Origin of the sequence: Thermofilum sp. (assembly GCF_038871435.1) — an archaeon.
GTDB lineage: Archaea > Thermoproteota > Thermoprotei > Thermofilales > Thermofilaceae > Thermofilum > Thermofilum adornatum.
Genome location: NZ_JAVZIC010000007.1, coordinates 1 through 25,487 on the forward strand (window position 1 = coordinate 1; position 25,487 = coordinate 25,487).

General features: G+C 47.9%; 32 protein-coding genes. 11 read left to right on the forward strand and 21 right to left on the reverse strand.

Going from position 1 to position 25,487, the window contains the following annotated elements; genetic code table 11:
* Positions 1–108 precede the first annotated feature (108 nt).
* The 3 genes from QXT17_RS08185 to QXT17_RS08195 form a co-directional block, all read right to left on the reverse strand.
* Positions 109–1,560, reverse strand: a complete 1,452-nt coding sequence (locus tag QXT17_RS08185; RefSeq protein WP_342786074.1) for a hypothetical protein — start codon at positions 1,558–1,560, stop codon at positions 109–111.
* A 70-nt stretch (positions 1,561–1,630) separates the two neighbouring features.
* Positions 1,631–2,185: a hypothetical protein gene (locus QXT17_RS08190; protein ID WP_342814454.1), complete on the reverse strand. Its 555-nt coding sequence runs from the start codon at positions 2,183–2,185 to the stop codon at positions 1,631–1,633.
* A gap of 129 nt (positions 2,186–2,314) precedes the next feature.
* A complete protein-coding gene (locus tag QXT17_RS08195; RefSeq protein WP_342783371.1) occupies positions 2,315–3,193 on the reverse strand; it encodes a winged helix-turn-helix domain-containing protein in 879 nt (292 codons plus the stop codon).
* A gap of 101 nt (positions 3,194–3,294) precedes the next feature.
* On the opposite strand from QXT17_RS08195, the gene QXT17_RS08200 reads away from it, so the two are divergent.
* From QXT17_RS08200 to QXT17_RS08210, 3 genes are all read left to right on the forward strand, one after another.
* The gene (locus QXT17_RS08200) at positions 3,295–3,657 is read left to right on the forward strand and encodes a hypothetical protein (protein WP_052886786.1); all 363 of its coding nucleotides are present in this window, start codon (positions 3,295–3,297) and stop codon (positions 3,655–3,657) included.
* A 400-nt stretch (positions 3,658–4,057) separates the two neighbouring features.
* Positions 4,058–4,300 carry an AbrB/MazE/SpoVT family DNA-binding domain-containing protein gene (locus tag QXT17_RS08205; RefSeq protein WP_052886785.1) on the forward strand — a complete coding sequence of 81 codons (243 nt, stop codon included), beginning with the start codon at positions 4,058–4,060 and terminating at the stop codon, positions 4,298–4,300.
* Positions 4,281–4,697 carry a PIN domain-containing protein gene (locus tag QXT17_RS08210; RefSeq protein WP_342783372.1) on the forward strand — a complete coding sequence of 139 codons (417 nt, stop codon included), beginning with the start codon at positions 4,281–4,283 and terminating at the stop codon, positions 4,695–4,697. The genes QXT17_RS08205 and QXT17_RS08210 overlap by 20 nt, the downstream gene beginning before the upstream one ends.
* 173 nt (positions 4,698–4,870) lie before the next feature.
* Here the strand turns inward: QXT17_RS08210 and QXT17_RS08215 are convergent, their stop codons facing one another.
* Together QXT17_RS08215 and QXT17_RS08220 are read right to left on the reverse strand one after the other, a co-directional pair.
* Complete coding sequence (locus QXT17_RS08215) at positions 4,871–6,241, reverse strand: alpha-glucosidase/alpha-galactosidase (protein ID WP_342783373.1); 1,371 nt, start codon at positions 6,239–6,241, stop codon at positions 4,871–4,873.
* Between the two features lie 47 nt (positions 6,242–6,288).
* Positions 6,289–6,675 carry a hypothetical protein gene (locus tag QXT17_RS08220; protein ID WP_342783374.1) on the reverse strand — a complete coding sequence of 129 codons (387 nt, stop codon included), beginning with the start codon at positions 6,673–6,675 and terminating at the stop codon, positions 6,289–6,291.
* 147 nt (positions 6,676–6,822) lie between these two features.
* On the opposite strand from QXT17_RS08220, the gene QXT17_RS08225 reads away from it, so the two are divergent.
* The gene (locus QXT17_RS08225; RefSeq protein WP_342783375.1) at positions 6,823–8,100 is read left to right on the forward strand and encodes an amino acid permease; all 1,278 of its coding nucleotides are present in this window, start codon (positions 6,823–6,825) and stop codon (positions 8,098–8,100) included.
* Between the two features lie 24 nt (positions 8,101–8,124).
* Positions 8,125–8,925, forward strand: a complete 801-nt coding sequence (locus QXT17_RS08230; RefSeq protein ID WP_342783376.1) for a hypothetical protein — start codon at positions 8,125–8,127, stop codon at positions 8,923–8,925.
* A gap of 263 nt (positions 8,926–9,188) precedes the next feature.
* Here QXT17_RS08230 and QXT17_RS08235 read toward each other — a convergent pair whose 3' ends face one another.
* From QXT17_RS08235 to QXT17_RS08290, 12 genes are all read right to left on the reverse strand, one after another.
* Positions 9,189–10,178, reverse strand: a complete 990-nt coding sequence (locus tag QXT17_RS08235) for an alcohol dehydrogenase catalytic domain-containing protein (protein ID WP_342783736.1) — start codon at positions 10,176–10,178, stop codon at positions 9,189–9,191.
* A 43-nt stretch (positions 10,179–10,221) separates the two neighbouring features.
* The gene (locus QXT17_RS08240; protein ID WP_342783737.1) at positions 10,222–10,497 is read right to left on the reverse strand and encodes a hypothetical protein; all 276 of its coding nucleotides are present in this window, start codon (positions 10,495–10,497) and stop codon (positions 10,222–10,224) included.
* Between the two features lie 67 nt (positions 10,498–10,564).
* Positions 10,565–10,837: a hypothetical protein gene (locus QXT17_RS08245; protein ID WP_342783738.1), complete on the reverse strand. Its 273-nt coding sequence runs from the start codon at positions 10,835–10,837 to the stop codon at positions 10,565–10,567.
* Between the two features lie 118 nt (positions 10,838–10,955).
* Positions 10,956–11,135, reverse strand: a complete 180-nt coding sequence (locus tag QXT17_RS08250; RefSeq protein WP_342783739.1) for a DUF2813 domain-containing protein — start codon at positions 11,133–11,135, stop codon at positions 10,956–10,958.
* Between the two features lie 46 nt (positions 11,136–11,181).
* Positions 11,182–12,690: a hypothetical protein gene (locus QXT17_RS08255; protein WP_342783740.1), complete on the reverse strand. Its 1,509-nt coding sequence runs from the start codon at positions 12,688–12,690 to the stop codon at positions 11,182–11,184.
* Positions 12,691–12,694: 4 nt separating this feature from the next.
* The gene (locus tag QXT17_RS08260) at positions 12,695–13,213 is read right to left on the reverse strand and encodes a hypothetical protein (protein ID WP_342783033.1); all 519 of its coding nucleotides are present in this window, start codon (positions 13,211–13,213) and stop codon (positions 12,695–12,697) included.
* A 454-nt stretch (positions 13,214–13,667) separates the two neighbouring features.
* Positions 13,668–14,759, reverse strand: a complete 1,092-nt coding sequence (locus QXT17_RS08265) for a glycosyltransferase family 4 protein (RefSeq protein ID WP_342783034.1) — start codon at positions 14,757–14,759, stop codon at positions 13,668–13,670.
* The gene (locus tag QXT17_RS08270) at positions 14,744–15,133 is read right to left on the reverse strand and encodes a hypothetical protein (protein ID WP_342783035.1); all 390 of its coding nucleotides are present in this window, start codon (positions 15,131–15,133) and stop codon (positions 14,744–14,746) included. The genes QXT17_RS08265 and QXT17_RS08270 overlap by 16 nt, the downstream gene beginning before the upstream one ends.
* A 52-nt stretch (positions 15,134–15,185) precedes the next feature.
* Positions 15,186–15,545 carry a hypothetical protein gene (locus QXT17_RS08275; RefSeq protein ID WP_342783036.1) on the reverse strand — a complete coding sequence of 120 codons (360 nt, stop codon included), beginning with the start codon at positions 15,543–15,545 and terminating at the stop codon, positions 15,186–15,188.
* A gap of 10 nt (positions 15,546–15,555) precedes the next feature.
* Positions 15,556–15,951: a hypothetical protein gene (locus tag QXT17_RS08280; RefSeq protein ID WP_342783037.1), complete on the reverse strand. Its 396-nt coding sequence runs from the start codon at positions 15,949–15,951 to the stop codon at positions 15,556–15,558.
* Positions 15,952–16,194: 243 nt separating this feature from the next.
* On the reverse strand, positions 16,195–16,404 hold the full coding sequence (locus QXT17_RS08285; RefSeq protein WP_342783038.1) for a hypothetical protein: 210 nt from the start codon (positions 16,402–16,404) through the stop codon (positions 16,195–16,197).
* Positions 16,405–16,532: 128 nt separating this feature from the next.
* Positions 16,533–17,465: a DHHA1 domain-containing protein gene (locus tag QXT17_RS08290; RefSeq protein ID WP_342783039.1), complete on the reverse strand. Its 933-nt coding sequence runs from the start codon at positions 17,463–17,465 to the stop codon at positions 16,533–16,535.
* An 84-nt stretch (positions 17,466–17,549) separates the two neighbouring features.
* Between QXT17_RS08290 and QXT17_RS08295 the strand changes: the two genes are divergently transcribed.
* From QXT17_RS08295 to QXT17_RS08305, 3 genes are all read left to right on the forward strand, one after another.
* Positions 17,550–17,948: a thioesterase, FlK family gene (locus QXT17_RS08295; protein WP_342783040.1), complete on the forward strand. Its 399-nt coding sequence runs from the start codon at positions 17,550–17,552 to the stop codon at positions 17,946–17,948.
* Positions 17,949–17,961: 13 nt separating this feature from the next.
* Positions 17,962–18,573: a type II CAAX prenyl endopeptidase Rce1 family protein gene (locus tag QXT17_RS08300; protein ID WP_342783041.1), complete on the forward strand. Its 612-nt coding sequence runs from the start codon at positions 17,962–17,964 to the stop codon at positions 18,571–18,573.
* Positions 18,574–18,636: 63 nt separating this feature from the next.
* The gene (locus QXT17_RS08305) at positions 18,637–19,491 is read left to right on the forward strand and encodes a DUF3267 domain-containing protein (protein WP_020963395.1); all 855 of its coding nucleotides are present in this window, start codon (positions 18,637–18,639) and stop codon (positions 19,489–19,491) included.
* Between the two features lie 33 nt (positions 19,492–19,524).
* On the opposite strand, the gene QXT17_RS08310 is transcribed toward QXT17_RS08305, so the two are convergent.
* A complete protein-coding gene (locus QXT17_RS08310; RefSeq protein WP_020963394.1) occupies positions 19,525–20,010 on the reverse strand; it encodes a hydrogenase maturation protease in 486 nt (161 codons plus the stop codon).
* A complete protein-coding gene (locus QXT17_RS08315) occupies positions 20,010–21,455 on the reverse strand; it encodes a tagaturonate epimerase family protein (protein ID WP_148682178.1) in 1,446 nt (481 codons plus the stop codon). Before QXT17_RS08315 ends, QXT17_RS08310 begins: the two co-directional genes overlap by 1 nt.
* 146 nt (positions 21,456–21,601) lie before the next feature.
* Here QXT17_RS08315 and QXT17_RS08320 point away from each other — a divergent pair, with 146 nt between their 5' ends.
* From QXT17_RS08320 to QXT17_RS08330, 3 genes are all read left to right on the forward strand, one after another.
* Positions 21,602–23,227 (forward strand): cytochrome ubiquinol oxidase subunit I, encoded by a 1,626-nt coding sequence (locus tag QXT17_RS08320; protein WP_020963392.1) that lies wholly within the window; start codon positions 21,602–21,604, stop codon positions 23,225–23,227.
* Positions 23,224–24,408: a cytochrome ubiquinol oxidase subunit I gene (locus QXT17_RS08325; RefSeq protein WP_342783042.1), complete on the forward strand. Its 1,185-nt coding sequence runs from the start codon at positions 23,224–23,226 to the stop codon at positions 24,406–24,408. The genes QXT17_RS08320 and QXT17_RS08325 overlap by 4 nt, the downstream gene beginning before the upstream one ends.
* A gap of 121 nt (positions 24,409–24,529) precedes the next feature.
* Entirely contained in the window at positions 24,530–24,781 is a 252-nt protein-coding gene (locus QXT17_RS08330) for a hypothetical protein (RefSeq protein ID WP_052886774.1), read from the forward strand.
* Here QXT17_RS08330 and QXT17_RS08335 read toward each other — a convergent pair.
* A complete protein-coding gene (locus QXT17_RS08335) occupies positions 24,778–25,065 on the reverse strand; it encodes a hypothetical protein (RefSeq protein WP_020963389.1) in 288 nt (95 codons plus the stop codon). The genes QXT17_RS08330 and QXT17_RS08335 overlap by 4 nt on opposite strands.
* Entirely contained in the window at positions 25,062–25,331 is a 270-nt protein-coding gene (locus QXT17_RS08340) for a TIGR00304 family membrane protein (protein WP_020963388.1), read from the reverse strand. The genes QXT17_RS08335 and QXT17_RS08340 overlap by 4 nt, the downstream gene beginning before the upstream one ends.
* Between the last annotated feature and the right edge of the window lie 156 nt (positions 25,332–25,487).

Sequence of the window (25,487 nt, forward strand, 5' to 3'; positions counted from 1 at the left end):
GCTGGGTCGCCTGGACGTGCCACTCATTTACATTCATTATAGTGATTGCCGCTAAAGCGCCTACACATAAAACCACAGCAAGCAGGAGCGCCACCAACATCCTCATGCCTAGCCACCCGGGAAGCTCGAAAAGCTCGCGGCCATGCTCTTTATCTCTGCCAGCGGGGCCTTGACGAGCGCTATATGGAAGTAGCCGTACCTCGCGCCCCCAGGCGTAAAGAAGTCACGGCAAAGCTGGACCCTTGTCTCGTTGCCCTGCAACACCTTTACTGGAAGCGAGCTACACGTGGTTCCACAGTCGAAGCTCATTGTCCAGCCCTTGCCCATGTATATTATTGGCGAGACCCACTCCAAAATAATGCCCCTAAAGTCGACGCTGGGCCAGACATACATCTGTGTAGCGTTTACCCCCCTACCCCAGAAGGCTACCGCGGACTCTATCCTGTAGTCTGAGAAGCCAGAAGTATTAAACCAGGAAATAGTCCGGACAGGCCCACTAACCAGCTGTCTCCACGTGCCAGCGTCGCTGTACCCTATACGCCTGGCCTGGTACGGGTAGACAATGTAGCCCGAGAGGTTGACACCCCAGCCCTCGCTGAAAAAGCCCCACTCGTTAAGCGTGGCGCGCTCAGAGCCGAAGACAACTGTGTCGCCCCTAACCTCTACGCCTCCAGTAAAGTTTGCTGTCAGGCGTCCTCCAAGATAGATCTCTATGCGTGAACCATTCGTTAGGTACGCGGAGAAGACGAGCCTATCATATCCCCACATCTGCTCACGTCCACTCTTAATTCTGGCCGGATATAGGACGCCGTCAGGCCTCTTTGCCCAAGACTCGACCTGGAATGGGACAAGGTAACGGGCCCCACCACTCTTCAAGACAACAGCCAGCCCATTAGCCTCGACACCCTCCAGGCTCGAAACCTTCCTCACAGGCTTCCCGTTCACGTACACGGTGCCATCCGCAGTAATCTCGAAGAGTGCTAAGCCTTCCCTAGAAACGATGGGGGTTAGGGTTATCCGCCTCGTGAAAGAGTTGTTCCACCAGTCGACGAGAACATAGGAAACAGTGACCACGCTCATCGTAGCACGCTCATACCTCGGGTCCACAAATGTCAGCGTGAAGGAGCCTTGCTTGCCGGCCTTAAGACAGAGATCTAGCTTTACACTGGATCCCGGATCAAGCCTCATACTGCCAGAATAGTTTAGACCAGGACCAAAACCCAGCACCATGCTACCGTTAGCCCTAACCTCGAGAAACTCGAGGCCGGAACTTGGCCTAAGAGACACGCCTAGCGTGTAGGGCAGGCCAGCTATGCCGCTATTCCTCAGCTCGACAATCCCGGGAAAACAGTAAACAGTCTCATTTGAAGCGTAGACCTGGACAGCCCAGCTAACCGGCTTCCCGCCAGAGTACGCCCAGACGTCTTTTGTGCCTCCAAGGATGACAGCCTGGATGCCGAGAGGATACACTGCTACAAGCGCGAAGAAGCTGGCCAAAATGATAACAGCGATTATTGCTAGGACCCTGCTTTTCCTGAACCTAGCAGGCTGGCTATTCACAGAGCAACACCTAAAAAGTGTAGAGAAAAAAATATTATTTAAAGATTTTAGTTCAATTGCCCTACTCAGCTTATCCAGTAGAGACTACGTCGACTTCTACGGTTATCAAGTCCGCGTTCCACTGGGATGAAGGAGTATTCGCGTCGACAAGTACTTCGGCTGGAACAGAGACGCATTGTCCCGGATTCAGTGTGACCGAACCAAGAGTTGTACCCACGGTTGTTGTGCTGGAAATAGTGAGTGGGCCAAGCGTGCCAAGCCAGAGCTTCAAGTACTTTACGTATGTCCAGGTTTCACTTAGTACTCCATTGTATTTTAGACTTACTGTGAATGGGCTTGTTCCATACGTGTTGCATATCTTGATGGCTTCGCTGTAGTATGTGGGGTCTCCCGTGTAGCCCTTGATTGTTATTACCGTCCTGTTGGTTCCATCACTAGCAGTATACGTTGAAACGCTGAGGAGGCTTCCCGTTGCGTCTGCGCCTTTCACCTTGACGACTGGCGGTGTTCCAGGGGTCTGTACGTGCCACTCGGTTATGTTGGTGAGTGTTATTGCTGCGGTGGCGAAGGAGAGCGTTGCTAGTACTATCAGTAGAGCTGTTAGTGTTGTCCTTTTCAGTTGCATGTTTTCACCTTTTGGTAAGTTGTCAAACTGGGGGTTTATAAATTTTTTAGTTCAGTTATTCCTCTGGTTGCAGGGGTAAACTTTCAAGTTTGATAATTTCCTAGCCAGATGGTTTGGTTCTTTAACTTTTTATTTGGAGATTGCTTCCCTAATTAGGCTCGTCGGTATCGTGCCTGTTGATAGATATGGCTCTAGCCTGGCCGCTAGGGCGGCGGCTGTTTGTGGTGTGATTTTTTCGCCTAGCTCGTCCGATATGAAGTTTTCAAGCCATTTCTCTGCTGGGGAGCCTGTTGGGTAATAGACTGTCCATTTTCCTATCCTTGCTCTTCGGACGTATCCCAGCCTTTCGAGGATCGAGAGGTGCCACTGGACCTCGCCGAAGCTTATACCTGTGTCGCGTGATATGCGCCGCATGCTTGAGCCGGGCTCTTTTTTGAGGTATTCTAGTATTTCTACCCTCTTTTTGCTTCTGAGGACGTCTTCGTGGCGTGCGACGTAGTAGCCTACTGGTATGGATATTGCCTTGAAGAGTTTGTCTCTCCCGCTCTCTGTCTGGGTTAGGTAGCTCGCCGCCGCTATGCCTGCCAGTATCCCTATTAGGAGTATTGGTGGCTCGCCTTTTTCCTCTAGGAGAGTTTCTGCGGTGACGAGGACTGTTGCCTCGGCATCTCGTATGGAGGGGTTATCGATTGTGAAAAAGATACATGCAGAGTCTGGGTTTTTCTCGAGGGTTGCTTTTCCGACCGATGTGTTGAGTGTCGTGACTTTGGCGCCGTATATGCAGCCAATTTTTTCGGCTTGGAGGCTTGATAGGGGCTTTACATGGATCTGCAGGGTATAGATGTGCGTATTGTTTCTTGTCTCGGTTTTGACTAGGCTTGTCGTGGGGCTTGTAACGATGAGGCCTGTCGGTGTAGCTGTTGCTTTCTGGGTGAGGGTCTGGAGGCTGAGGAGCGTGCCTGTGGCTGCCAAAGCGAGGAGGAGTATGGCTATTATGTATTCTTTCATTCTGAAAAGAAAAAGTTTGGGTCTTTTAATTAAACTTTGCGTCTATAAGGGTGGGTTTTGAACTAAATTATTTAAATACCCGTTTTTGCAGAAATTTATCTATGATTGTCCAGACGCTTGTGGGACTAGTCTTGGTGTTTGCTTCTGCGACGCTTAGGCTTTTCCAGGGCAGGCCTAAGGGCGAGGATGAGTGGAGCGCGTTCGCGGTTGGCATTGTTCTTTCCTTTATTGATGGCTTCACTGTGGCGTATCTTGTCCAGTTTTTCCCAGTGTTTGTTGGAAAGTTCCTATTCCACCTATTCCTCTATACCCTGCTGGCAAGCATATCCATAGTCTTTTACGCGATGTATAGAAACATTACAGACATAAGGGTGTTCGCGGTCGCCTCTACGCCATGGTTCCTCATAATAGTAATTATCATAATTGCAAGGATACTTGGGCTTCCAAGCGTCTTTATTTTCTAGCTGGGTTGAAACATTGGATGTTAATGTTTTTGTTGCTTATTGTTCTTCATTGTGTATTTATTTTTTAAGTCTTTGCCACCACAACAAAGATTGATGAGTGGCGTGTCCAGGCAACTAAACCGCCGGTAAAGAAAATAGCTGATAGAGACTGATTTTCGTGCTGTAAATACGCCAACCTATATACCGCTGTGAAAGACAGCTTAAACGTTACATCTGTAGAACTCTCGGTTCCTCCTAGCCGGTTCCTACACATTTTTTCCGCGTGCCAGGGCACAGCTAACCGACAACAAGGTAGTAAGGAAAAAATCTCGAATGCGCCAGGAGTGACTGTAATATTCTCGGAGGATTTTAGGGAATAAAGTAGAAATGTTTTTATAGAAGTAATTTTCAAAGAATTACTGTGAAGAGAAGTAAAATAACGAGGAGTTTTCAAGTAACGATTCCAAAAGAGATACGTGAGGCATTGGGACTACAGATCGGCGACTACCTGGACATGTATGTGGATGAAAAGGGGAGAATCATTATGGAGAAAAAAGTTCTGAGGAGGAAGACTTTTAGAGCTGGAAGACCCCTTACTCCAGAAGAAATTGATGGGATAATCGCTAAAGGGCTGGGTGAAAACATTGCCGGAGGCGGCGATTGACACAAATATCCTTATCTACGATACCTTTGAGGACTCTCTCTACCACAAGGAGGCTTCCCATATACTTGACAGTTTAAACCGGTGGATAATTCCCCTAATAGTCATCTACGAGTATGCTTGGTTTCTAAAGGGGTTAAAAATGAGTACAGCTGATGCTCAGGACAAGGTACTCGAGTATATTACCTCCGAGAAGTCCGTATTGGTGAGGGAGGGCTTAGATGAGATCCGCTGGGCTATCTCCACACTTGTAGATGAGGGCCTGTCTCTCTCACGCTTCAACGACAAAGTCGTTCTTTCAGTAGCTCTGCGAAGAAATGTTCCACTAGCGACCTTCGATGAAAAGCTGAGGAGGCAAGCATCCAATATAGGTGTGGCATTAGTTCCCGAGACATTGTAGGGGAGTAAAAGATCTAAGCAAAGAGAAATACACATAGCGAGCTAGCACTAAAGCTTTCTGATAGCCTCCTCGCTTTTAGGTCGTGCTCTCGTTTATTGGCATTTCTTGTCTACATGAAATTCTGCGCGCGTCATGTAAAAGGAACGGTTATCAAAATGACGAAATTAAAAATACTATCTGTAGTGTTTTTTCATTTCCTCGTTTCCAGGCATGGAGAGTATTTCTTGCCATGCTTGCTCGGCTTGTTTCTCGCTTTTTGTTCTTGGGTCGAGCATTAGCCAGTCGACTAGGACCTGGAATCCGCCCTCCAGGAAGCCCTCTATGGCCATTTCTGCCCTTAGCATCCTTGGCCAGAGTACGAGCTTCATTATTCTGCCCGGTAGCCTTAGCCCCTGTGGACGCTTCACCCCTTTCCCGTCTACGGTAGCTGGTATCTCTACGGCGATGTTGTCTGGCAACCCTTCGATTGCCCCCATGTTTAGCACATTAACCTGGTATGTACCTGGCTCGTCGTGTATGAGTGAATTTATGAGGGGAACTATTGTTTCGCCCGTCAATCCCTTGGGGAACATTGGCGCCAATGAGCTGTTGTTTTTGAGAGCCTCTTCTAGCTCTTCTAGCCAGGCCTCGCCGTGGGTCAGGTATATTTCCCAGCCTATCTCGCTGTCTGGGCCGCCGGTCGGCCCAAACCAGTACTTCTTTGTCTCTAGGTTCCAGTGGTACATCCACGTGCCTCCCCTCACAGTGTCTCCAACTGGGAACAAGCCGTACCGCCTATACATGTCTACTGCCGCCGGCGACATCTGGATGTCGAAGGGGTTTACCTGTGTCTTTCTCCACTCCTGCCAGTACTTCTCCGCCTTCTCCTCTATCCACTTGTCTATGAGTGGGTAAGCGTCCTCCCCGTTGTACCTGAACCTTGTAAGCCATATGACGTGGTTGAATCCTATGGCCTCGAAGTCCACCTTGTCTGGGTCTAGGCCAATAGTGTGGGCTATCTCCCTGTATCCCATGTGTCCGTGGCACAGCCCTATTACCCTAGCCTTTGTTTCCCGGGCTATGAGGGTCGTCAGCTCGAATACTGGGTTCGCTAGCTGTAGTAGCCAGGCGTTTGGCGCGTATTCCTCTGTCTCCCCCGCTATGTCCATTGCTAGCTTCCACTGGTAGTAGCCCCAGATTGTGTGGTAGTCGCTGACCATGTTCCACTCTGTACTGTTTACTCCACGATAATAGCCGTGCTTCTCGCTTATCCTGCGCATCTCCTCATAATACTGGTGGCCGCCATACATCGCAGTATTTATTACTATGTCGGCGTCCCTAATAGCCTCCAGCCTGTCAGTAGTAGTTATGAACTCGTAGCTCCCACCTATCTCGGACATATATCTCTCAGCGAAGCCCCTCAGAAGCCTGAGCCTCTCCTCGTTTATGTCCATCAGGTATACCTTGCTCCCGTAAAGAGTGGGCATGTGTAAAAGGTCGTGTATCAGTTTTGAGCTCCAGGCAACGCTTCCTGCGCCTATTACTCCTATTTTTATCTTGGCCACGTGTATCTTTTATGGCTACTTTAATAAATCTTTATTTGATTAATGTTTTATACTCTTTCTATTGAGCTTCTAAGCCTGAGAGCTGTCTCTATTAGTTCTCTAAGCTTCTTTGCATGTATCCTGTCCTCTGGCGACGCTGGGCTTTTCTCTATCTCGCTGAAGACCCTGAGAAGGTTGAGGTATAGTTGCTCGTCGAAAGCTATCCTCTGCCTCGGCCTTGTTACCAGGGTGTCGTGGATTTTCCAGGCTACGTCTGGCATGAATCTCTGTAGGACCCTAGTGAATACGCCTGAAATAAAGAAGGAATAGTTGACCCTGTATGTCCACGTGCCAACTGTTTCCTCTGCTCTCTTGGCGCACTCTTCCCTAGAAAGTGTTTCAGAACACTTGTCTACATAGTCTTTGACTGCTTTTACGCTCCACTGGACAGCCATTATACAATAAATATATGAATTGATTTTAATAAATGTGACGCTGTATATTAAAACTTTTTTCAAATGATTTGCTCCCCTAAAAATACACAATTTTCTATGAGTATTTGAAAAACATAAGTATATATACGTGCCCCATGGAATTCCCATGTGTCAAACCATGTAGACACGCCCCTAAAAAGAGAGCTCGGCCTCATAGACACTCTTTCGGTAGGGCTAGGCGCAATTATTGGTGCAGGGATCTTCGTACTCATAGGTATCGCTGCTGGCCTAGCAGGCCCAGCCGTTGTCGTGTCAGTCGTAATTGCCGGCATAAGCGCGTCCTTTACTGCTTTGAGCTTCTGTGAGTTGGGCTCTGCCCTCCCGAAGGCTGGCGGCGTCTACGAGTATGGCCACACCTTGATACATCCACTGGTTGGCTTCCTTATGGGCTGGATGTGGGTAGCAGGAAACATTGTGCTTGGCGCCACGGCGAGCCAGGGCTTCGCTTTCTATTTGTCTTTTTTCATGCCTGGACTTGACTTCCACATTGTTGCAGCTTTTCTAGTCGTCTTCGTTACTCTGATCAATATTTTAGGGGCAAAGCTCTCTGCATGGGTAAACAATGTCTTTGTAGCTATCAAGGTCTTGGTCTTGATCCTGCTTGTCGCAGTAGGCTTGCTCGCTGTTCAGGCAGAAAACTTCACTCCATTTATGCCGAGAGGCTTTATGCCCGTCTTAGAGGCTGCGTCCCTATTCTATTTTGCCTATATTGGTTTCCCTAGGATCGCAACAATGGCAGAAGAAGTGAGGGATCCCGAGAAGAATATCCCACGAGCAATCCTCTTAGCTCTAGGCATTTCTGCCCTCCTCTACGCGCTAGTCACATTCACAGCCGTAGGTGTTGCTGGCTGGCAGAGGCTCGCATCAAGCAGTGCCCCCCTCGCAGAGGTAGCAGAGATGCTTGGCTTAGGCTGGGTTATTGGCGTCGGAGGCCTTGTCGCGACATTCAGTGTTGTCTTGACCTCAGTCATGGGCCAGTCGAGGGTCTTCTTTGCTATGGCAAGGAACAACGAGATACCTCAAAAGCTATCAGAGGTTAGCGAGAGGTTTGGGACACCAGTCTACTCTATTCTCCTTTCAGGAGGAATCATGCTTGTCCTAGTATTGTTTATGGACATCTCAGGCTTAGCGATGCTTACTAGCTTCCTTGTACTTCTCTCCCATGTATTGACAAACTATGCCTCTCTGCGACTTTACAGGGACAAAAAGTTCAATCCAGCGTTCAAGGCGCCCCTAAGACCGCTACACGCCTTTATAGGTATGGTTCTAAGCCTGGCGCTTGCCCTCAGCGTGGAGGTGACAGCCATTAAGATAGGTGTGATACTCATTGTTGTGGGCATTGTGTGGTTTTACATATACAAGACCTACGTAAAAAGTAAAATATAAATCATGAAAAATGTTTTTAGACTTATGGCTGAACAAGAGGTTTACCGACGTGGTTTCAAGTTTCTGAAGGGATACTCAGAGCTCTCTTTAGCCTCCCAGATACTTGGAATCATATCGCTCATACTTATATTTCCTATGCTCTTTGCTATCTTTACTCAGCTTGGTCGTGAACCCTGGAGCTCTCTCCCTGAACCTGGTCTCCGCCAGCATTTCATGAATTTTGCTTGGCTTTTGGTTGTAGAGGTACTATTAATCCTAGCTTCAATCATATTATCTCTTATAGCTATTTATGGGCGCCTAGTCCCAGCTGGAGAAACGCTCGCAAAGTGGCGATCCACTTTTTCATCTTCTGCCAAGCTAATGAAATATGGCTACTGGGGCTTCCTAGGGCTCATAATACTCGCCATTATAATTTTCGTGGCAGGTATAGCTCCCCACTTTGGCAACCTGCACGGATTAATTTCTTCAAGTAGAAGTGAAACTAACGGTATTATGATTTCGCTTATCTTCAGCTTCCTGGGTGCCGCCCTCGTTGTGATTGTTGCCTCTATAGCGTACCTCGTCGGCTGGATAGGCGAAATAATGCTTCTCTTTGAGCTGTCAACACAGACAAGTTTACAGGGCTTTAGGACGGCTGGTATACTCTATCTTCTAGCTTTCCTAGTAAGCTTTGTGTCATTGGTCCCCCACCTGATACTAGTCATATCTTTTGTTGCTCCAGCCCTACAGATAGCTGCCTTAATAATCCTACGCGAAAATGCAATCAAGGCCCTCAAAGAGGCCAGCCAGGCGCCAGCAACTAATGCTCCCCCAGCTTCACAATAAAGATTCTTCCCTGGCTGGGAGAATTCAACGTACACACTTTTTTAAATGGGCAATTCTCACATGTAGAGCCACAGCTGACTTCCTCTGTTTTTAGTTTTCCCATGTCTCTGAGCATGAGCAATGCTAGCCTGACTTTTTCCTCTGGTATTCCCGTCTCCCGGCTAATCTCCAGAGTGTTTATGAGCTTTTTCTTCTGTGCCGTCTCAATGATCTTGCTGTATATTTGCTCCAGTTCCCCCGTATCTAACAGCCCCTGCCTTTCTTTATATCATACGAATAGCGACCTTGAACTGTTCACGTTCCAGTGCCTTCTCGAAAGCCTCAGGGATACTTTCAACGCCTACAAACACGCTGGTAATCTTCGGCTTAACGGCGCCACTTTTCAGTAGCTTTATTGCCTCCTCGAAGTCCCTAAAGTCGCCACACCTACTCGTAGCAATCTTGACTTCCTTTACAACTGCCCTCGTCAAGTTGACGTTGCCCCTGGAGCCGGGAGTAGACTTCAAGTGAACTGTTCCACGGGGCCTAGCAATGTCTATGGCAAATTCTACAGCTGATGGGTCCCCAGAAACATCGAACACAACGTCAAATCCTAGACCCATCCAAGTCTCCTCGAGCAACTTGCTAGTGTCCTCAACGTATGCAACGCGGAAGCCTTCAAGCACTAGGAGGCTGGCCTTGGGGCTCCCCTTCCTCGCGATGATCACAGGCTTTGCACCCCTAAGCTTTAGGAGCTGGTACAATAGGTATGCAAGGTTCCCCGTGCCAATTATCGCCACGGTGTCCTCTGGCCCCACAGGGGTAACCCTGAGCCCATGTATCAACGCGGCAAGAGGCTCAACCTCTGTTGCTACCACTGTATCCAGGCCTTCGGCCAGGTGAAGGGCAGACTCGGGCGCGACAAAGTACTCGGCCATCCCTCCGTCAAAGTCTATGCCCAGAGTCTTCTTGTACGGGCAATGCGTGTACATACCAGACCTGCACACCTCACAGCTCCAACACGGGAAGTTAATCTCGGAGACAACCGTCCTGCCAACTAGGCTTCTAGACCCCTCGACAACTATCCCTACAACCTCGTGTCCAGGTATAAGGGGCTTCTTGAACAAGGGGTAAGACCCAGTATAGAACGCCTTATCTGTCCCACATATCCCTACAGCGAGAGTCTTCACGAGAGCCCAGCCCTGCGGCCTAGAGGGAATGGGAACATCCGTAACCCGAAGCAAGCGTGGACCAGACAATAAGGCGGCCTTCACAGTGATACCATCACATGAGTTGCTTAAATAATTTCTTATAGGGCTATTCCCGAGTCCTTTGAACCAAAAATTTTAGTGCATCAGTGAGTGCCGGGAAAGCCTTCTCAATAGTTTCAATGTTGGTCTCTTCTATAAGCTTCTTTAGAGAAGTTCGCCCTCGCTCGCGAAGCCACTTCCTCAAAGCTTGTTTCTCGGGCTCAACTTTTTCCCTAAATCGCAGGTATATTAAGTCAGAGAGGTTTTCCTCCAAGTTTTTATCTTTTCCTTGAATAGCTAGAATAATTAATCCTTGCTTTGGTCCCCTAGAAACTATGAACATCACACAGTACCCTTAAGAACAGGGTTTTTTCTCTAAGACTCTGAATCCATGCACTAAAAGTTCTTTTTCAAAAGTATTTATTTATGTCTTTTACGTGTTCCTTGTCAATTAAGAGAAGAACAACGATTTCTCCGTGAATATGCTCAAAAATGCCTACAGCCGAATCTATTACTGCTAAACCTGTCTTACCTCCTATCGCTGGAAGCTTGGGATATGCTAGAACCCTTTCGTGGTCATATTTTTCACAGATAGCTTCTAGGATCTTTATGTCTTGTCTTCCGTTTCCAGTGAGAATGAAGGCAACATACTCACGAGCTGTTCCAGCCGTGTCTATTTTCACGGGACTGTTCCCTCGACAATTTTTCGAGGGTCAATTCCCTTATCCAGAAGATCCTCGACCTCGTCCAAGGTTAGTGACTTGTAACTGATGATATCTTCCTTGTCTTTCTTAGCGCGCGTTAAAGAGGAAGCTGAACCTCATCGCATGGCAGGTTTACTAGGAAAAGAGCCTGCAGGATTGAAGATTTTCCAATGCAGTTCCTGCCAAGGAGAATATTGAATTTTCCGAGTTCGAGTGGTTCTTTTAGTCGTCTAACGCCGCGAAAATCTTCGATGTCAATGCTCTTGACAATAACCATCACTTTATCAGGATAAAATTAGTTAGGCTGTATAAAAACTATGCTCTTAGAATTGTTGGTCTATGCAAAAGTTCCCAATGTAGACCTTTGAGCCCTCGATCCTGAATATGGTTTTTCCGTAAACTTTCTCGCTGATGTCGCTCGCCAAGTCTACACATGAAGCTACGGGATTTTTCATACATTTTTCAAGTTGTTCTTTGTACTCTGCAGGCGTAATTGGAGCTAGCTCGTGTAGCAGGGCTTTAAAAACGCTACTCTTAGCGATGTATGATCGGGTCTGTGTCTTTGAATCTCTAAACATTTGTGACAGTATTGCGCATATGAGCCTAATTCTGTTGTCTTCAAGGACAGGCTGTGGCTTAGGCACCTGGGTTATGTCGGGAAGTATAGAAGTGACGATTGTTTGTGCAAGGATGCCTAGTACTCCTTCATAAGTCTTCTTGTCTTCCGCTTTAAGAGCCTGAAGTGCGGAAACAATCTGTGCTACGTCTGCTTTTCTGTGTATTACGCGGGCTCCCTGGATATTTTGGGATTCAGGAGCAACTATTATGTATAGCTTCTTGGGACATTCAGCATGCTGTAGCGGGTTTATGTCTGGAGTTGAAAACCTAACTTTTACCTCGATACATGTCCCGTCGACAAGGACAAGGTCTGGTCTGCTTGAAATGTTGGCTTTGCCCTGTGGTAGTTTCTTTTCCAGCTCACCTACCAGGGCGTGATGCAGGTCTCTTTCTAGGTCGACCGAGGCTTCTCTGCGCCTTGCCCCGTCAATCAGCCTAATGACGTGGCGAAAGACAAAGCCTCGCTTTAACATTTCTACTGCAGTATCGACAAGGTAGGGATCCAGCAGAAAACCTTGAGCAAGTTTCTTGACGAAATCTCTCGCTTCATCCTCGAATCCAGGAGCCAACTCAACCTTATTAAATGTTCGGATTCTATTGTATCTTTGAAGCCCTCCCCTTTCCCTTAGCTTCTCAAAAAATTTTTCCTGTAAGTCAGCAGATATAGCATGGGAGGTCAGCACAACATGGATCTTGAATCCTGCAAGTCCATCTGCTTTCCTAAGAAAAGTCTCCATATATTGAATATTTTCCTCTAGCTTTGACTCTTCCCTCTCCAGTGGAACTTCGTCAAGAAGGAACAAGAGAGGTATGTGGACACCTGTGGCTTCCGCAATTGCACAGGCAACGGTTAGAAGTTCTGGGTTGTTCCCTCCGATTGTCTTCCCCGTCACCGTATGAACCCAGTTAGCAATGGATTGGGCTAGTCGAACTTCGAGAGTATTTACGAAGCTTTTAAATTTCTCTGAACTGTTGCTGAATGATTCAAATAAAACTGGGCCTTTAGCCGTGAATTCATCAAGCAACTGGAAGAGTATGAAGGATTTCCCGCTCCCCGGAGGCATCAACAACAAATACAGTCCTCTGTTTTCCGACTCTATGTGGCCTACGATATCGTTGAAGGTCTTTGTAGGAAGCTTGCCGTAAGTTTTAACGTAGCGCCTATATTCTTCCACACTTTTTATGGACAATGGTAGACTTTTAGGAGAAAACATTTCTTTAACACCATGGAGGATCTTGGAGGACATACCTATCTCCAAACTTCCAGACGAGTTTATAGAACTGGCTAGAAACCTTGCTGGCGTCCGGGTCGTCGGGTGGTAGCTCAAAGTTGTTTGCCTTTAGCCAGGCCCCAAGGTATGCATCAGCTATCTCTTTGTCTCCTAAAACTTTCCCAAGTGCTCTCTTATAAACCTCCTCCTTTACCTTTGTGTTATGCCGATAAGAGGTCTTAACATATTCGTCAAGCTTCTTGAAATCAGCCTTTTTACAGATGTCAGGGATCTCGAGTAAGAGTAGGCTAAGAGCGTCACTGGAGAGGCTTAAACTGACCGCCTCGGTTTTTCCACCGGCAAGCCACTTCTTTCTTTTCCTCGACTTGGAAATTATTCTGTCGACCTCTTTTTTGTTGATGATAAGGCTAAAGGGTCGCACACCCAAAAGTGTTGGAAGATAAACGACGGCCTTTACTTGTCGGGGCTTTAAGTAGAAGACCGATGAGATGCTTCTCTTTCTCACGTGATAAAAACAATATGACGCAATTTATATTTTTTCATGGAATAAAAGTAATAACATGCAAATTTTCTAATTGCTACGTTTCCCATCAAAAAAGCTTTCTCATCAAGGAAAGAGAATAATGCCTACTCTATGAGTTAGTCTTTGTTGATTGCGCCCTAGCCTAAGAACCCGTGTAACAAATGTTTTGAGCGCGCTACGGGGAATGGAGAAAAGCCCATCTCAACTCCCCCTTAGATATTATTATTGCCGACGGCTCGAAGCTTATACTCCACTTTTTATTGCTTGGCTTACATGAAAAAACGAGCGGGGTCCTTATGCTTAACAGAGAAATCGCAAGTGCTGCTACTGAATACTTTATGAGAATAGGGAAAAACGCCGAGAATCCAGGAATGGCAGAGTCTATTAAAAAATAATAAATGTTAAACCTTGAGAATTCTGGAAAGGCACATCAATATTAGTTCTGAGCACTATTTTTCTCCACGGCCTCGGTATATGTTTCTTCATACATTCTTCCAATATTTCTTATCGAGTATTTTTCTTCGGCTTTTTTCCTCGCATTATACGAGAGGCGGCTCCACAGCTCCTCGTCGTCTAGGAGAAGCTTTATTGCTTTTGCAAGGTCTCTTGCATCCCCGGGTCTGGTCAGTAAGCCGTTGACATAGTGGTCGACGATTTCTGGTATGCCTCCCACTCTAGAGGCTACGACCGGTGTCTCGGAGGCAAATGACTCTATTAGCACCACGCCAAAGCTTTCGCCTCCAAGGCTAGGCAACACGAAGACCTTCGACTCCTGGTATAGCTTGATTTTTCTTTGTTCATCTACCTCGCCAAGGAAAAGAACCCTTTCGTCATTGGGTGCTATTGCTTGAAGGTAGGGCTTCATGTAGCCGTCGCCAGCAATGATAATTTTGGTGTCTCTACTCGTCTCGCTTAGTATGCTTGATGCCTCTACCAGCACATGTACCCCTTTTCGCCAAACGAGCCTACCCACATACAACACAGTGTTTTCCCTTTTCCTGTCGCCTGGCCTGTACTTCTCGCAGTCAACAGCATTAGGTATCACTTTTACGTTTCTCCACCCGAGAAATCTCTTTAAGAACTCTGCCGCCACATTGCTCACAGCAGTCGCAATGGTTGGCTTCAGGATCCACCTGTAAGGAGAGACATAAGAGATGGGTGCCCACTTGTCATGCGAGCCTACAGGCGGGAGAGAGTGGTTAGTGAATATGCATGGAACCTCGAGCCTCTTGCAGATGGCCCCAGTTGCAAGAGAGAGCGGCGTGAAGACGTGGTGGACATGGATAACGTCGGGCTTAAGCCTCCGTACTGTTTCTTCGATAAAGCTGGGCGAGGGAATCGCGAAGTAATGGTCTAGTGGCAGGAGGCTTGAAGCCTCTACATGGCCAGAACCCTTGCAGCAGCCATGGTTGCATAGCACGCTTACCTGGTAGCCCCTCTGCTTGAGCCAGTTTTCGAGGAGGGAAACCTGGGAAGCCACGCCTCCATGCCTACATGGGCCCCACTCAGACACTAGAAGCACGTGCATAGCCTAGCCACCACTTGAAGGCTGAGCGAGACAGCGACAAAGGAATCGACAAGCCTCTCCCAGCCATACTTCCAGCTAAAGATTACAGCAACAGGTAGGGCCACAGCAAGGCTTACGGGCAAAACATATACTGAACCAAGAAGGGACAAAGCCGCTGTAGAATAGAGGAGCAGAGCCGAAAAATTTAGGTACCTTACAAAGAGCGTCTTGTCTCCAATTAGCCCGTCGAACTCCCTGTCGTCCCTCGGGTTGCGCAACTGCAAAAACGCAGAGTAAACACCTATAACTAGGGCTATGGCAACGGTTTGCTGGCTAAACTGAACATGAGAAAGCGACGCGCCAAACACAAATAGAAGTATCCCGAAATACATCATGTGGGACACCAATTCTAGCCCGGTTCTTGCCTTTAACCTAAAAGGCGGAGAACTATAAGCCACACCTAGAACAACAGTGGAGAGATAAACTAGGAAGCTGGAAAGAGGGGGTCAACAAGGCAACCAGGACTAGGGCAACAGCCTGGTTAAGTAGGACAACATAGAGAGCCCTCCTGTCACAGTGCCCAATAAACGGATTGTCTTTTTTCGGGTTAAGCATGTCCGAGCCCACGTCGAAATAGTTGTTCAAAGCGAAAGCGGTGGCAAGAAAAGACACAAGCGAATACAGCCCTACCAAAGCTATTTGGGGCTCGGGCTTGCCCTGGAGAATTCCTAGCAACCCCATCCAGAGGTAAGCCCTCCACCCCCTTGGCCTAGAGACAAGCAGGGCACACTTCAATAACAAGGGCATGGCGAGACACCTACATGACAAGCGAAAGCAACCTGTCTACCTCTACTGTTACCAGTTTTTTCAGAAACTCTTTTGCAACGGGGTCCCGTACACTGGAGGCAACCTCCATATAGCTCCTGATAAGCCTCTCCGCTTCCTTGACCACGTCCCGGCCCTTATCATTGATTGGTTCTATAAGGAATCTCTGTGCAAGGGCCTGGATGTCTTCCCTGAGAAAAAGCATAATCCTCTGTTTGTGCCTGGGATCCCTCACAGTCCTAATGAGGCCAAGGTCGCTTAGCCTCTTGATAAGCGATATGAGCTTTACCTTCGAGATTTTCCCGTTTAAGCTCTGATAAAGCTTATTTACATTGATGCTTGGATATAAGAGTACCTCGTAGAGCACTTCGAACTCTTCATCGAGCATATACCGGTTTAAAATCGAACCAGTTTAAATTTATTCCGGTTCCAAAAAGGAGTATGAAGACTGTAACCTATCTTGCCGATTTGCGTCCCCCGAAAAAGCTTTTTCCACATTTAAATGTCTAGGATAAACGTATTGGCGTCGAAAACCATAAAGCCTTGGTGAGCAAGCAACTGAATCTTTCCAACTCTTGCCTTTGTTTACTCTAGCTATCATCCTTCTATTTTTTCTTCTACTTCCCGTTCTCTATCCGTATGTCTTCTTCTTGGTTTTAGAACTCCATAGAGAAACACATTCGTGTCCATAGACCTCACGGAGCTCACTTCTCAGCTCGTGATAATCCTCAAAATTTGTCACCTCAACCTCTACGCTGTCAAAGTATTTAGTTAGGACTGCATCTCTTCCCCTTTTATCTATCTTTTTCATAGTAACTTTATTCTTTTTCACAATGATCATTACCAGATAAATAACTTGCTGAACCTCATAAAAAGAATAACATAAACAACACTAGTCGAAGCATTATTATTCTCAGTTCTCGTGCTCGCCCGCTATAATTATCTTGACTGACGTCACTTAGATACTAATTAGACATGTTTGGCTAGCTCCTCTAGGAAGCTTCCAAGGTTGGAGCACGGTATCCTTGCGCCGGCCGCTTGCCTGTGTCCTCCGCCGTGGCCTCCGAGCTCCACAGCTATTTTTCTAAGCAGAGTGTTGAGGTCTACCTGGCTTGTTGACCTAAGGCTCATGACGCAGAGGTCTTTCCTCTTTTCTACTGCGACGCCGACCTTCACGTTTTTCTCGACCTTCGCGTAGAAAGCGGCTGTGCCGAGGCTTCCCCCAGGGTCTATTATGTAAGCAATGTTGCCCAGGACGGTGGCCTCTTTCGCTACGCGTAGCCTTAGTTCCTCGTTTAGCCTGCTCTGTAGGGCTGCCTTTTCAACTAGTTGTGGGTCTTGTGATGGGAGCTTGTTCTCTGCTAGATACTGGACAAGTTTTCTTTTCTCTTCGTAGTTTCTCCCTATTGCCTCTAGAGCCAAAACAAGTGTACCAGCTTCGAAGAAGAGTGTCTTGACGTCCCAGGTTTCGAGCATTTCAAGGTACCATGGGGTAGACATCATGTGGTCGCCTATCGCGCCGTAGACTGCTACCCTGCTCATTTCACGTGGAGGATTGAGAAACCTATAGGACAGCTCCGCCGCAGAAGCCCCCTCCTCGTGTACAACTGTCACTCCTGTGCTTTTAAGCCTGTCCAGCGCACCATTGTCTGGGTGGTGATCGATATAGATTATCCTGGAATCCATGGAGCCTAATAGCTGTAGCAACTCCTCTAGGTTCCGCTCGTCGATAGCTATGTCCTGGATTATTACGAGCTCCTTGCCGAGGGCGAACTCCCTCAGGTCTCCGAGCAAACCGACGGGATGTGTAAAGTAGACCTCTGCATCCCTATAGATGCTCTTCGCTATAGCGGCAGAAGTTACGCCATCAGCGTCCCCATGCGCCAGGATGACAGTATCCACGGGTTACTAGTATGTCATCTACTAAAAATATGTTTGGATGGGGAGAGGAAAACCCTAAATATTTTTGGCACACTCTAGAAGTGTATGAGCCAAGGAGAAACCTTTAGCAGGTTATATACAGTTTCCCGCGAACACATTGCAAAACATGTCTCCCTAGAGGGGACAGGAATACTTTCTACGCCAAGCATGATAGCGTTCATGGAGGAGGCGAGCAGGATATTTCTCGACGGCAAGCTACCCGAGAGCCAGACCACTGTAGGAGTACACATCGATGTCTACCACGTTGCCCCAGCCCTACTCGGCTCGCAGGTCGAGATACGTGGCAGGGTCCTGCGTGACAGCGGGAAAAGAGTGATCTTGTGGCTGGAGGCGTGGTGCGGAGAAACGCTTATAGGCTATGCTGTCCATGAGAGGGCGGTAATAGACAAGAAAGAATATGCAAGCAGGATTATCTCGATGATAGCTACAAAGATGGGCGGATAGCAAGGTAGAAAACATGTGTAAGCGCTATACTGAACTGTTATATCTTTCTCTACCTATATTCCTCTGGCCACTTGTCTTCGTGGTTTTACGTGAAGTGTTCATAACAGCAATGCTTCTCGCTACTCTTCTCTTGGGAGCCTTAACTCTCCTATTCTACAGGGAAAAAGTCCATAGGAATTTGAGACCCACGTGGAAGAGTGCCCTGGCAGGAGTAATTCTCTCGTTCCCCCTCTACGGTATATTTGTCTTTGGAAAAATCTTCCTTACAGCCTTAAACCTACAACACTCTGTCTCAAACGTTTATACAAGCATCTATTTGTCTAGCGACGCCACGCTTCTGCCATTTTTCCTAACAATAATAGGGGCAATGGAGGAGCTATACTGGAGGGGCGGCCAATTAGCAGTCTTAGAAGAAAGGCTTAAGAGGATACATGCCTATATGCTCAGCATATCGTACTACACCCTTGTCCACATATGGACCCTCAACATATCACTTCTACTGGGAGCCCTTACGATAGGCATCTACATGGCCATCACAGCTAAAAAACTGGGCCTGTCAGCTTCGATGATTTGCCACGTGGCTTGGCTGTTAGAAACAATTGTACTCTTCCCTCTGGGACCATAGAAAATTCTTTAAGCCGTCACAGGAAATCTTTATATTTTATACCTCTTCCTTCTGCACAAGTCTATGTCTGCTGAGTGTAGGATCAACGTTTTAGAATACCTCGGAGCAGTCCTAGGACTCTCTGTTTTCATGGGGGTTGGCTGGCTATACCTGTTGTCACTCACAGGTATGTCTTCCCTACAGTCTATAAACTATCCTTTTGTCCCATTGGTTCTAGCGGTAGTTCTAACAGTTGTTGTACACGAGGGGACACATGCAGTCATTGCGAAGATCCTCGGCGCAAAGAAGATAAAGGCCGGAATATTCAAGTACGGTGCATACGTGGCTGTAGAGGATCCCCTGCCAAGAGACAAATGGGTAATAGTTGCATTGGCACCGCTAATAATTTCCCCCATAACATTGCTCCTAGCATATCTCTCGGGTGGAATATTCAGAGACACATTGATACAAGCTAGCATAATCAACTTTGTGGGCTCTAGCGGGGACATAGTTCTTGTTCTCTTCTCTTTGACTACTTCTAGGGATACGTTAATCAGGGACGAGGGCGCTGCAATAGTCTATAGGGGAAAATGTCCAGATATGAGCCGAGCCCGCAAGATAAGAGCACTGGCACCAGCAGGACTAGCCCTCTTCCTAATGCTAACCATCGTGTTGCCGATCCTCATGTTCGCAGCCCAGTTCAGCCTGCAGCGGGCCGACAGGGCTAAGGAAATCCTGCAAGACAAGGGAACAATGACAGTAGACTTATTTGGCCTTGTAGAGGCGAGGGCATCCTTGGTAGACACACCCTCGGGAAAAGTCATATCCTATACTGCGGAGCCAAAGCCCCTATACTTTGCCTTGGCCCTCCTAGTCAGTCTTATAGCTGGCTATATCGGCTGGTTGGCTGAGAAACGTCGAGTCAGGGAGCAAAAATAGCTATTAATGAAATTCCAAGGCTCTACAGTTTTACTAGCCGAATGTCTTCTTCAGTAACTGCAAAACCATTCTAGCAGCTCTAAGCACGCTTGGGGACACAGGCTGGTCTATCTCTGTATTCTCGACCTGTATGCCCAGCACGTGAAACTCCAATTTAAGTACTTCACTTAAAATGCTCAAGGGAAGACTATGTGTTGAAGCCAAAAAGTTCTCGTCTACTTCGCCTTGCCCAGCAAATATTATCGTTCCGGGAGCCAGGCTGGCATAGACGGCATCTACAATGAGGAGGCTTCCCCTGTTCATCTGCTTAATCTTGGAGGTGCAGTTTTCTATACCCTTCCAACATATAACTAGGTAGGGATACCTGGAAACTCTAATGAATCTCCTACCTATTAGCAGGCCAACCTTGTCGTCGCCCCTCAGAGGGTTTCCGAGAAAAACCAGGACAGGCTTCTTTAAGTATAGCTGTCTAAGCTGTTCCTCTATCTCATCCAGCCTGTGTCTATCGCTTGACAACACTATTTTCCTCCCAGGCTTATCGCTCTATATCTAAGAGCACTACCGGCATAGTTAAAAGTATATGCAAGCCTCTCGAGTAGCCTCTGCATCTCTGCAGAATACCTTCTCCTTAATTCCTCACAAGCAAAATAGTGCTCTACAAGCTCTTCCCTTAGCCACCTTGCCCCCTTGTCGTCCCTAACAGCCTGGAAAACATAGAAGTAGTGCCTAAACAGGTCGTGCCTTGGATTATAGCTGTCCCTAGAAGACCTATACTTCTCAAGCATCGCCTCTAGCTCGCTAGAGTATAGAGCCCCCCTAGATTCCACAGTCCTAGCTAGGTGATCAACGACCGCGTCATATATCTCTTCGTAAAGCCTACGAGTCTTCGAGCCCGCTGGGAAACCCGCCATGACCTCTAGTAGTAGCTGGATAAATACGCCAGACATCTTATACTTGACTCTTCCACGCGTAGCCCTCGCCAGCGTGGCCCAGACACCGAATCCCTTGTCTGTGTATGGGTTGCTACCGCTACCGCTATGAATAGAGAGGTAGACATTCATGCTTGAGACAATGCTGTGCAGGGTTGAAACAGCTTCGTAGAGCTGGTCAAGCCGGCCGGAGTAGTCTTCCCGCTTCTTGAAACCAATGTTTGGGGCAATGAAGTCTACCCTCACGCCACGGGATAAAAGCTCAGAGAGGTAAAAATAAACCTCCAACGGGTTGCTCTCGAAAGGCGTCTCGTCAAAGGCCACCTCTATGCCTGGGGCATAGCCGTTCTCATTTAAAATCAAGCTGTAAACCCGAGAAGCGTATTCCAAGCTCCTCCAGAACTTTACAGCTAGACGCAAAACATCTTGCCTCGTAAAGTTGAGACATACATGCCTGTCATCTCCCAGGAAACAATGAGTACCAACATATCTTTCTTCAAGCTTTTTCCTCTCGTCTGCACCAAAAAGCTCCTCGTACCTAGCCTCCACGTCACTTAAAGGCGCCTTGTCCACAGAGAAATCAATCAAGTCGCATGTATCGATAGTCGCGAAGTCTACCCCGCCTGCCTCCCTGGCTTCCCGTAGTTCTTCCCGAATGTACCTAATCGACTCTTCAGCCTCACCGTCAGTTATAGGCTCCTCAACCTTAACACCTGCTATCTTTTTTAGTGCCCTCTCGACAGAACCCATTATCGTTACGTGGTCAGCCTCTACCTCCAATGGGACGCCAAGCCTCCCAGAATAATCTCTAGCCATGGACACATAGCTAGAAATACTTGTCCCCGTGTGGCCAAAATAAAAGAACCTTGGATCCCTAGACTCGATGTAATTCTTGGGCGCGGTCTCCCTGTTAAAGGAAAGCATAACCGTAGAAAACATTGCTAGCCGCCGAGAAGCCTCTACGACCTCAGGCAAAACAATCTCAGGAATCCTTATGCCAATCCCAGGCCTAGGAATTTTCCCTAAATACATCATTATTGCTTCGGCTTGCCCCCAGATAAAGATTTGCTAAGCCTCTGGAATACTCAGTTTTAAAGGAACATTTAATTGGCTGGTTTATTTCTCTAACCGAAAAATTAAAAATAATGAATAATATGTTTTAATATGCAAGGGGGAATCGAATGAACCTCCTAGAACAATATTTTAGCTATCCAGCGGCTCCAGAAAGAATTATTTCAATCATCGGCATCGAGCTCCACTGGATCCTGCTCCAATACACACTAGGACTGCCCTTTGCCATACTTGTCCTACTACTCCTGTATAAGAAAACCGGGAACCAGAACTGGCTAAAACTTGCTAGGACGGCCACAAAGGCTCTTGGAATAAACTTTGCCCTCGGCGCCGCATCCGGCACACTAGTTGAGTTTGGGCTAGTCGTTGTGTGGCCAAACGTTCTTGAGGCGGCTGGACGATACATCTATTACCCACTATACCTCGAGATCTTCGCTTTCCTAACAGAGATCGTCTTCGTATACCTCCTAGTGTTCGGCTGGAACAAGCTCTCGACGAACGCAAAGATAATAGTAGCCTTCCTTGCAATGTTTGGGGCATGGTTCAGCGCAGCAATGATCGTCAGCGTAAACAGCTACATGGTGGCCCCAACGGGAATCGTCTCAGCATATAACCCGCAGACGGGATGGACGTATAGCCAGGGCTATCCCAAGGTGCTCCTCGTAGTCCCAAGCGACCTTGTCGGGGCACTAGACGTCGCAAAGCTACAGTCTTTAGGCATGGAGGTAGTCGGGCAAATGGGCAACGGGGTAGCAGTATACATGCCCTCAAAGATAGTAGCTAGGCTTGCGTATGAGGCTTGGAGCATGAAGACAGTTGGAGACAGCGTCCTAGCCCTTGTCGTGAAGCCCGAAGCACTCCCTGCAATTAAGGGTCTCCTCGTGAAGGACGTCGTGGACAAGATACTTGTAGAGACAGTCAGGACTGTCGGCTACACAACGGTGACTTTCCAGTCCCCAGTCTACCTTGGAAGCATCCTGCACTCGATAGGTGCAGCCCTAACAGTCACTGGCTTCACGTTCGCCGGGGCCTTTGCCCTCCTTATGCTCCTCACAAAGAAAAAGACCGCATACTACATGGACGACCTCAAGTTTGGCGTTTACTTCTCTCTTGTAGCTATACTCCTCCAGGGCGCCGTCTTCGGGCACACAATGGGAGAGGAGATAGCACAATACAACCCAGAGAAACTAGCAGCCATGGAGGGCACAAGCAACCAGATACTAAGCATTCCTAGGACTTTCGGGATAGAGGGGCTAATGAAACTAATAATCTACGGGAACCCCAACGCCCAGCTACCAGGCTACGACCAGATACCAGTGGACTATTGTAGCCTCATGGGCGTCCCCAACATTCCTGACTGCAGGCCTCCGCTCATCTTACACTACCTCTACTATACCAAAACAGGACTAGCAATTCTCCTTGGACTCCTCTCACTAGCTGTGGCTGTAATGCTTTGGATGAAGAAGGAACCTGGAAATATCTGGCTCTGGAGCCTCGCCGCCTCGCCAGTAATTGCCCATTTGGTATCTTTCCTTGGCTGGGGTGTCAGGGAAATGGGCAGAAAGCCTTGGACAATATACGGGGTAATGACCGTTGACGTTGCGAGGACAGCTAACCCCGTCGATCCACTAACCTATGCAGTAGTAGGCCTATTGTTCATCGCAGTCTTGGCTCTGCAGGTATACGCGGCTTGGAGACTCCTATTCGTTCCAAGTCTGAGAGGTGAGGAAGAATGAATCCGCCAGCACTCTTCCTGGGACTGGTCTTCGGGATACACATAGTAGCAGTCAACGTCGGAATAGCCCTAGCCACAGTGATCCCGTTCCTAAAGCGTAGAGCCGCCAAAACCGGAGACAAAGCACTAGAGGAGGCCGCGCGTGGGCTCTTCAAGATTTACGCTGTTACCTATGGACTTGCAGGCGTTATGGGGACAGCATTCACGGTCTTCCTTGTCAGCTTCTACCCAGAATTCGTAGGGATAGCAGGCAACATAACGATGATACCCTTCGGTATATCCATTGTCTCGATCCTCTTCCACTTCTTCGCCATAGTCTCCTACTGGTACGGGTGGGGCAGGTTCACTGAGAGCCTCCACGACATGGTAGGCTGGCTACTAACGATAACCGCATACACCATACCACTCGGATTCAGGGCTGTCTTCGCTTTCCTAAACACTCCAGCAGGCCTTATCCTCGAGCCCAAGCCAAGCCTAAACGTCGTAGATGCTTTGCTCAACCCCACCTTCCTGCCACTATACCTCAAAAGCGTCACGGGCGCGCTTACCTTCGGCTTCCTATTTATAGCTGGTGTGCTTGCATGGAAAGGCTTGAGACAGGAGCTGAGCCAGGTCGAGAAGGGCCTATATATGGACAGCATAAAAATAGCACTCATGGGACTAATAGCAATGATGTTCCTGGGTCCGTGGTACGCCCTCGCCCTCGTAAACGTCCCGGTAAAGTTCAACAACATCTTCGCAGGTCTAGGAGCCGCCCTAAACGCTCCAACGTTTTCTAGCTACGCATGGCTATTCATAGTAAAAATGATACTAGTCCTGATACAGGCAGTAGTCCTACTCTACCTTCTGGCCCCAATAAAAGGCACGGATATCCTCTTCTCTCAAAATGGATACAAAGCGACAATAATTGGAGCCGTAGCCGCAGGTCTTACGGTGCTTACAGGGGAGTACCTCAACGCATTCAGCCAGTACCCATTCTTCGTCGCGAACGCCCCACTAATTGCCGACAAGTTGCCAGAGCCATATAAGACCATCCTCACAAGGGCGTTGAACCTAGAAAACGTGAGCCCACTTGCACAAGACCCCTCACTCTACCTGGTAACAGTAATAGGCGTCACTATACTCCTGGCAGCCGCAGGATACCTACTATACGTTGTATTCTTCAAGGCAAACAACCACTAAAACACCTTAGGGAACATGAAGATCTTTTTCTTTTTCTCGTCTATTTCCACTGTGGAAAACTGCCCTGCATCCTAGATGATAGGTTTAAAAACTCCTTCATTGTCCTTTTCTGTGGTGCTCCTTGCCCAAGAAGATGACGCTTAGACGCCTCATGGGCTACCTCGAGAAGTGCCAAAACCTAACAGACGAAGAACTCGCCGAGATAGAGGAACGCCTCACAAGGGGCGAAGACGTCCTAGAGCTCGGCATAAAGTACCTAAAGTTCGACGAGGACAAGGACGACCACATAGTAGAAGTAGACGACCTCGAAGCCCTCCTAGCAGACAACGGCTACGACCCAGAATACGACAGATACAAAACAGAAGAAATCTAGACCTCCTCGTTCCCCCTCCCAGACAAGACAAGGAGCAAAACAAACAGGACAAACGCTACAAGCATAAGGATAACTCCGAGAAACATCAAAAACGTTACGACGCCCGGCTCTCCCACACCAACACAGAAGACAGGAACAAAGAATACAAATATGCACGCCCCCGTTCCTCCTGTCACGTTGCTCCCCCAAGCAAGACCCAAAAGCACCAGTAAAATGACGGCTAGAAACACCAAAGCAAATCCCGCGAAAACAAGTTTTAGCCCCGTCTCGAAGCTGTCCCTCATATCCCCGTAGACACCCCAACCAGCCTCAACGCCAATACAAAAAAGAAAAACAGGAGCATCAACAGGAGTGCAAGCAGGGAAGCCTTCTTCGCCGCCTCAGGGCTAGAGCCAAAGATAATGGGCAACGGGCCAATCATCAATACGCCCCCAGCCTCGGCCTCGCCGCCTCTCCTCAGGCCCGAGAAGGCCATAACTAGGAAGCCCACCAGTATCAAAAGCATGCCCGCTACAAGCAATGCGTAAAACAGCCATATGAGTGGCTCCATAGCCCCCAAGATAAATATTCGCCTGAAAATAAATTCTTTACCACGGCTAACCCTTAAAGATCGCGGGTGTGAGTATCCATCTTTACTGGATTGGATGGTTGCTAATCTCAAGGATTTGCTACTTGCTCTTCTCCCTCCTTTATCCGTGACATTGGC

Bases quoted from the DNA above. Each gene is read 5' to 3' on its own strand.
- QXT17_RS08190 (WP_342814454.1), bottom strand. From the start codon at position 2,185: ATGCAACTGAAAAGGACAACACTAACAGCTCTACTGATAGTACTAGCA.
- QXT17_RS08195 (WP_342783371.1), bottom strand. From the start codon at position 3,193: ATGAAAGAATACATAATAGCCATACTCCTCCTCGCTTTGGCAGCCACA.
- QXT17_RS08200 (WP_052886786.1), top strand. From the start codon at position 3,295: ATGATTGTCCAGACGCTTGTGGGACTAGTCTTGGTGTTTGCTTCTGCG.
- QXT17_RS08220 (WP_342783374.1), bottom strand. From the start codon at position 6,675: ATGGCTGTCCAGTGGAGCGTAAAAGCAGTCAAAGACTATGTAGACAAG.
- QXT17_RS08230 (WP_342783376.1), top strand. From the start codon at position 8,125: ATGGCTGAACAAGAGGTTTACCGACGTGGTTTCAAGTTTCTGAAGGGA.
- QXT17_RS08240 (WP_342783737.1), bottom strand. From the start codon at position 10,497: ATGTTCATAGTTTCTAGGGGACCAAAGCAAGGATTAATTATTCTAGCT.
- QXT17_RS08250 (WP_342783739.1), bottom strand. From the start codon at position 11,135: ATGGTTATTGTCAAGAGCATTGACATCGAAGATTTTCGCGGCGTTAGA.
- QXT17_RS08255 (WP_342783740.1), bottom strand. From the start codon at position 12,690: ATGTTTTCTCCTAAAAGTCTACCATTGTCCATAAAAAGTGTGGAAGAA.
- QXT17_RS08265 (WP_342783034.1), bottom strand. From the start codon at position 14,759: ATGCACGTGCTTCTAGTGTCTGAGTGGGGCCCATGTAGGCATGGAGGC.
- QXT17_RS08270 (WP_342783035.1), bottom strand. From the start codon at position 15,133: ATGATGTATTTCGGGATACTTCTATTTGTGTTTGGCGCGTCGCTTTCT.
- QXT17_RS08275 (WP_342783036.1), bottom strand. From the start codon at position 15,545: ATGCCCTTGTTATTGAAGTGTGCCCTGCTTGTCTCTAGGCCAAGGGGG.
- QXT17_RS08280 (WP_342783037.1), bottom strand. From the start codon at position 15,951: ATGCTCGATGAAGAGTTCGAAGTGCTCTACGAGGTACTCTTATATCCA.
- QXT17_RS08285 (WP_342783038.1), bottom strand. From the start codon at position 16,404: ATGATCATTGTGAAAAAGAATAAAGTTACTATGAAAAAGATAGATAAA.
- QXT17_RS08295 (WP_342783040.1), top strand. From the start codon at position 17,550: ATGAGCCAAGGAGAAACCTTTAGCAGGTTATATACAGTTTCCCGCGAA.
- QXT17_RS08300 (WP_342783041.1), top strand. From the start codon at position 17,962: ATGTGTAAGCGCTATACTGAACTGTTATATCTTTCTCTACCTATATTC.
- QXT17_RS08305 (WP_020963395.1), top strand. From the start codon at position 18,637: ATGTCTGCTGAGTGTAGGATCAACGTTTTAGAATACCTCGGAGCAGTC.
- QXT17_RS08315 (WP_148682178.1), bottom strand. From the start codon at position 21,455: ATGATGTATTTAGGGAAAATTCCTAGGCCTGGGATTGGCATAAGGATT.
- QXT17_RS08320 (WP_020963392.1), top strand. From the start codon at position 21,602: ATGAACCTCCTAGAACAATATTTTAGCTATCCAGCGGCTCCAGAAAGA.
- QXT17_RS08325 (WP_342783042.1), top strand. From the start codon at position 23,224: ATGAATCCGCCAGCACTCTTCCTGGGACTGGTCTTCGGGATACACATA.
- QXT17_RS08335 (WP_020963389.1), bottom strand. From the start codon at position 25,065: ATGAGGGACAGCTTCGAGACGGGGCTAAAACTTGTTTTCGCGGGATTT.
- QXT17_RS08340 (WP_020963388.1), bottom strand. From the start codon at position 25,331: ATGGAGCCACTCATATGGCTGTTTTACGCATTGCTTGTAGCGGGCATG.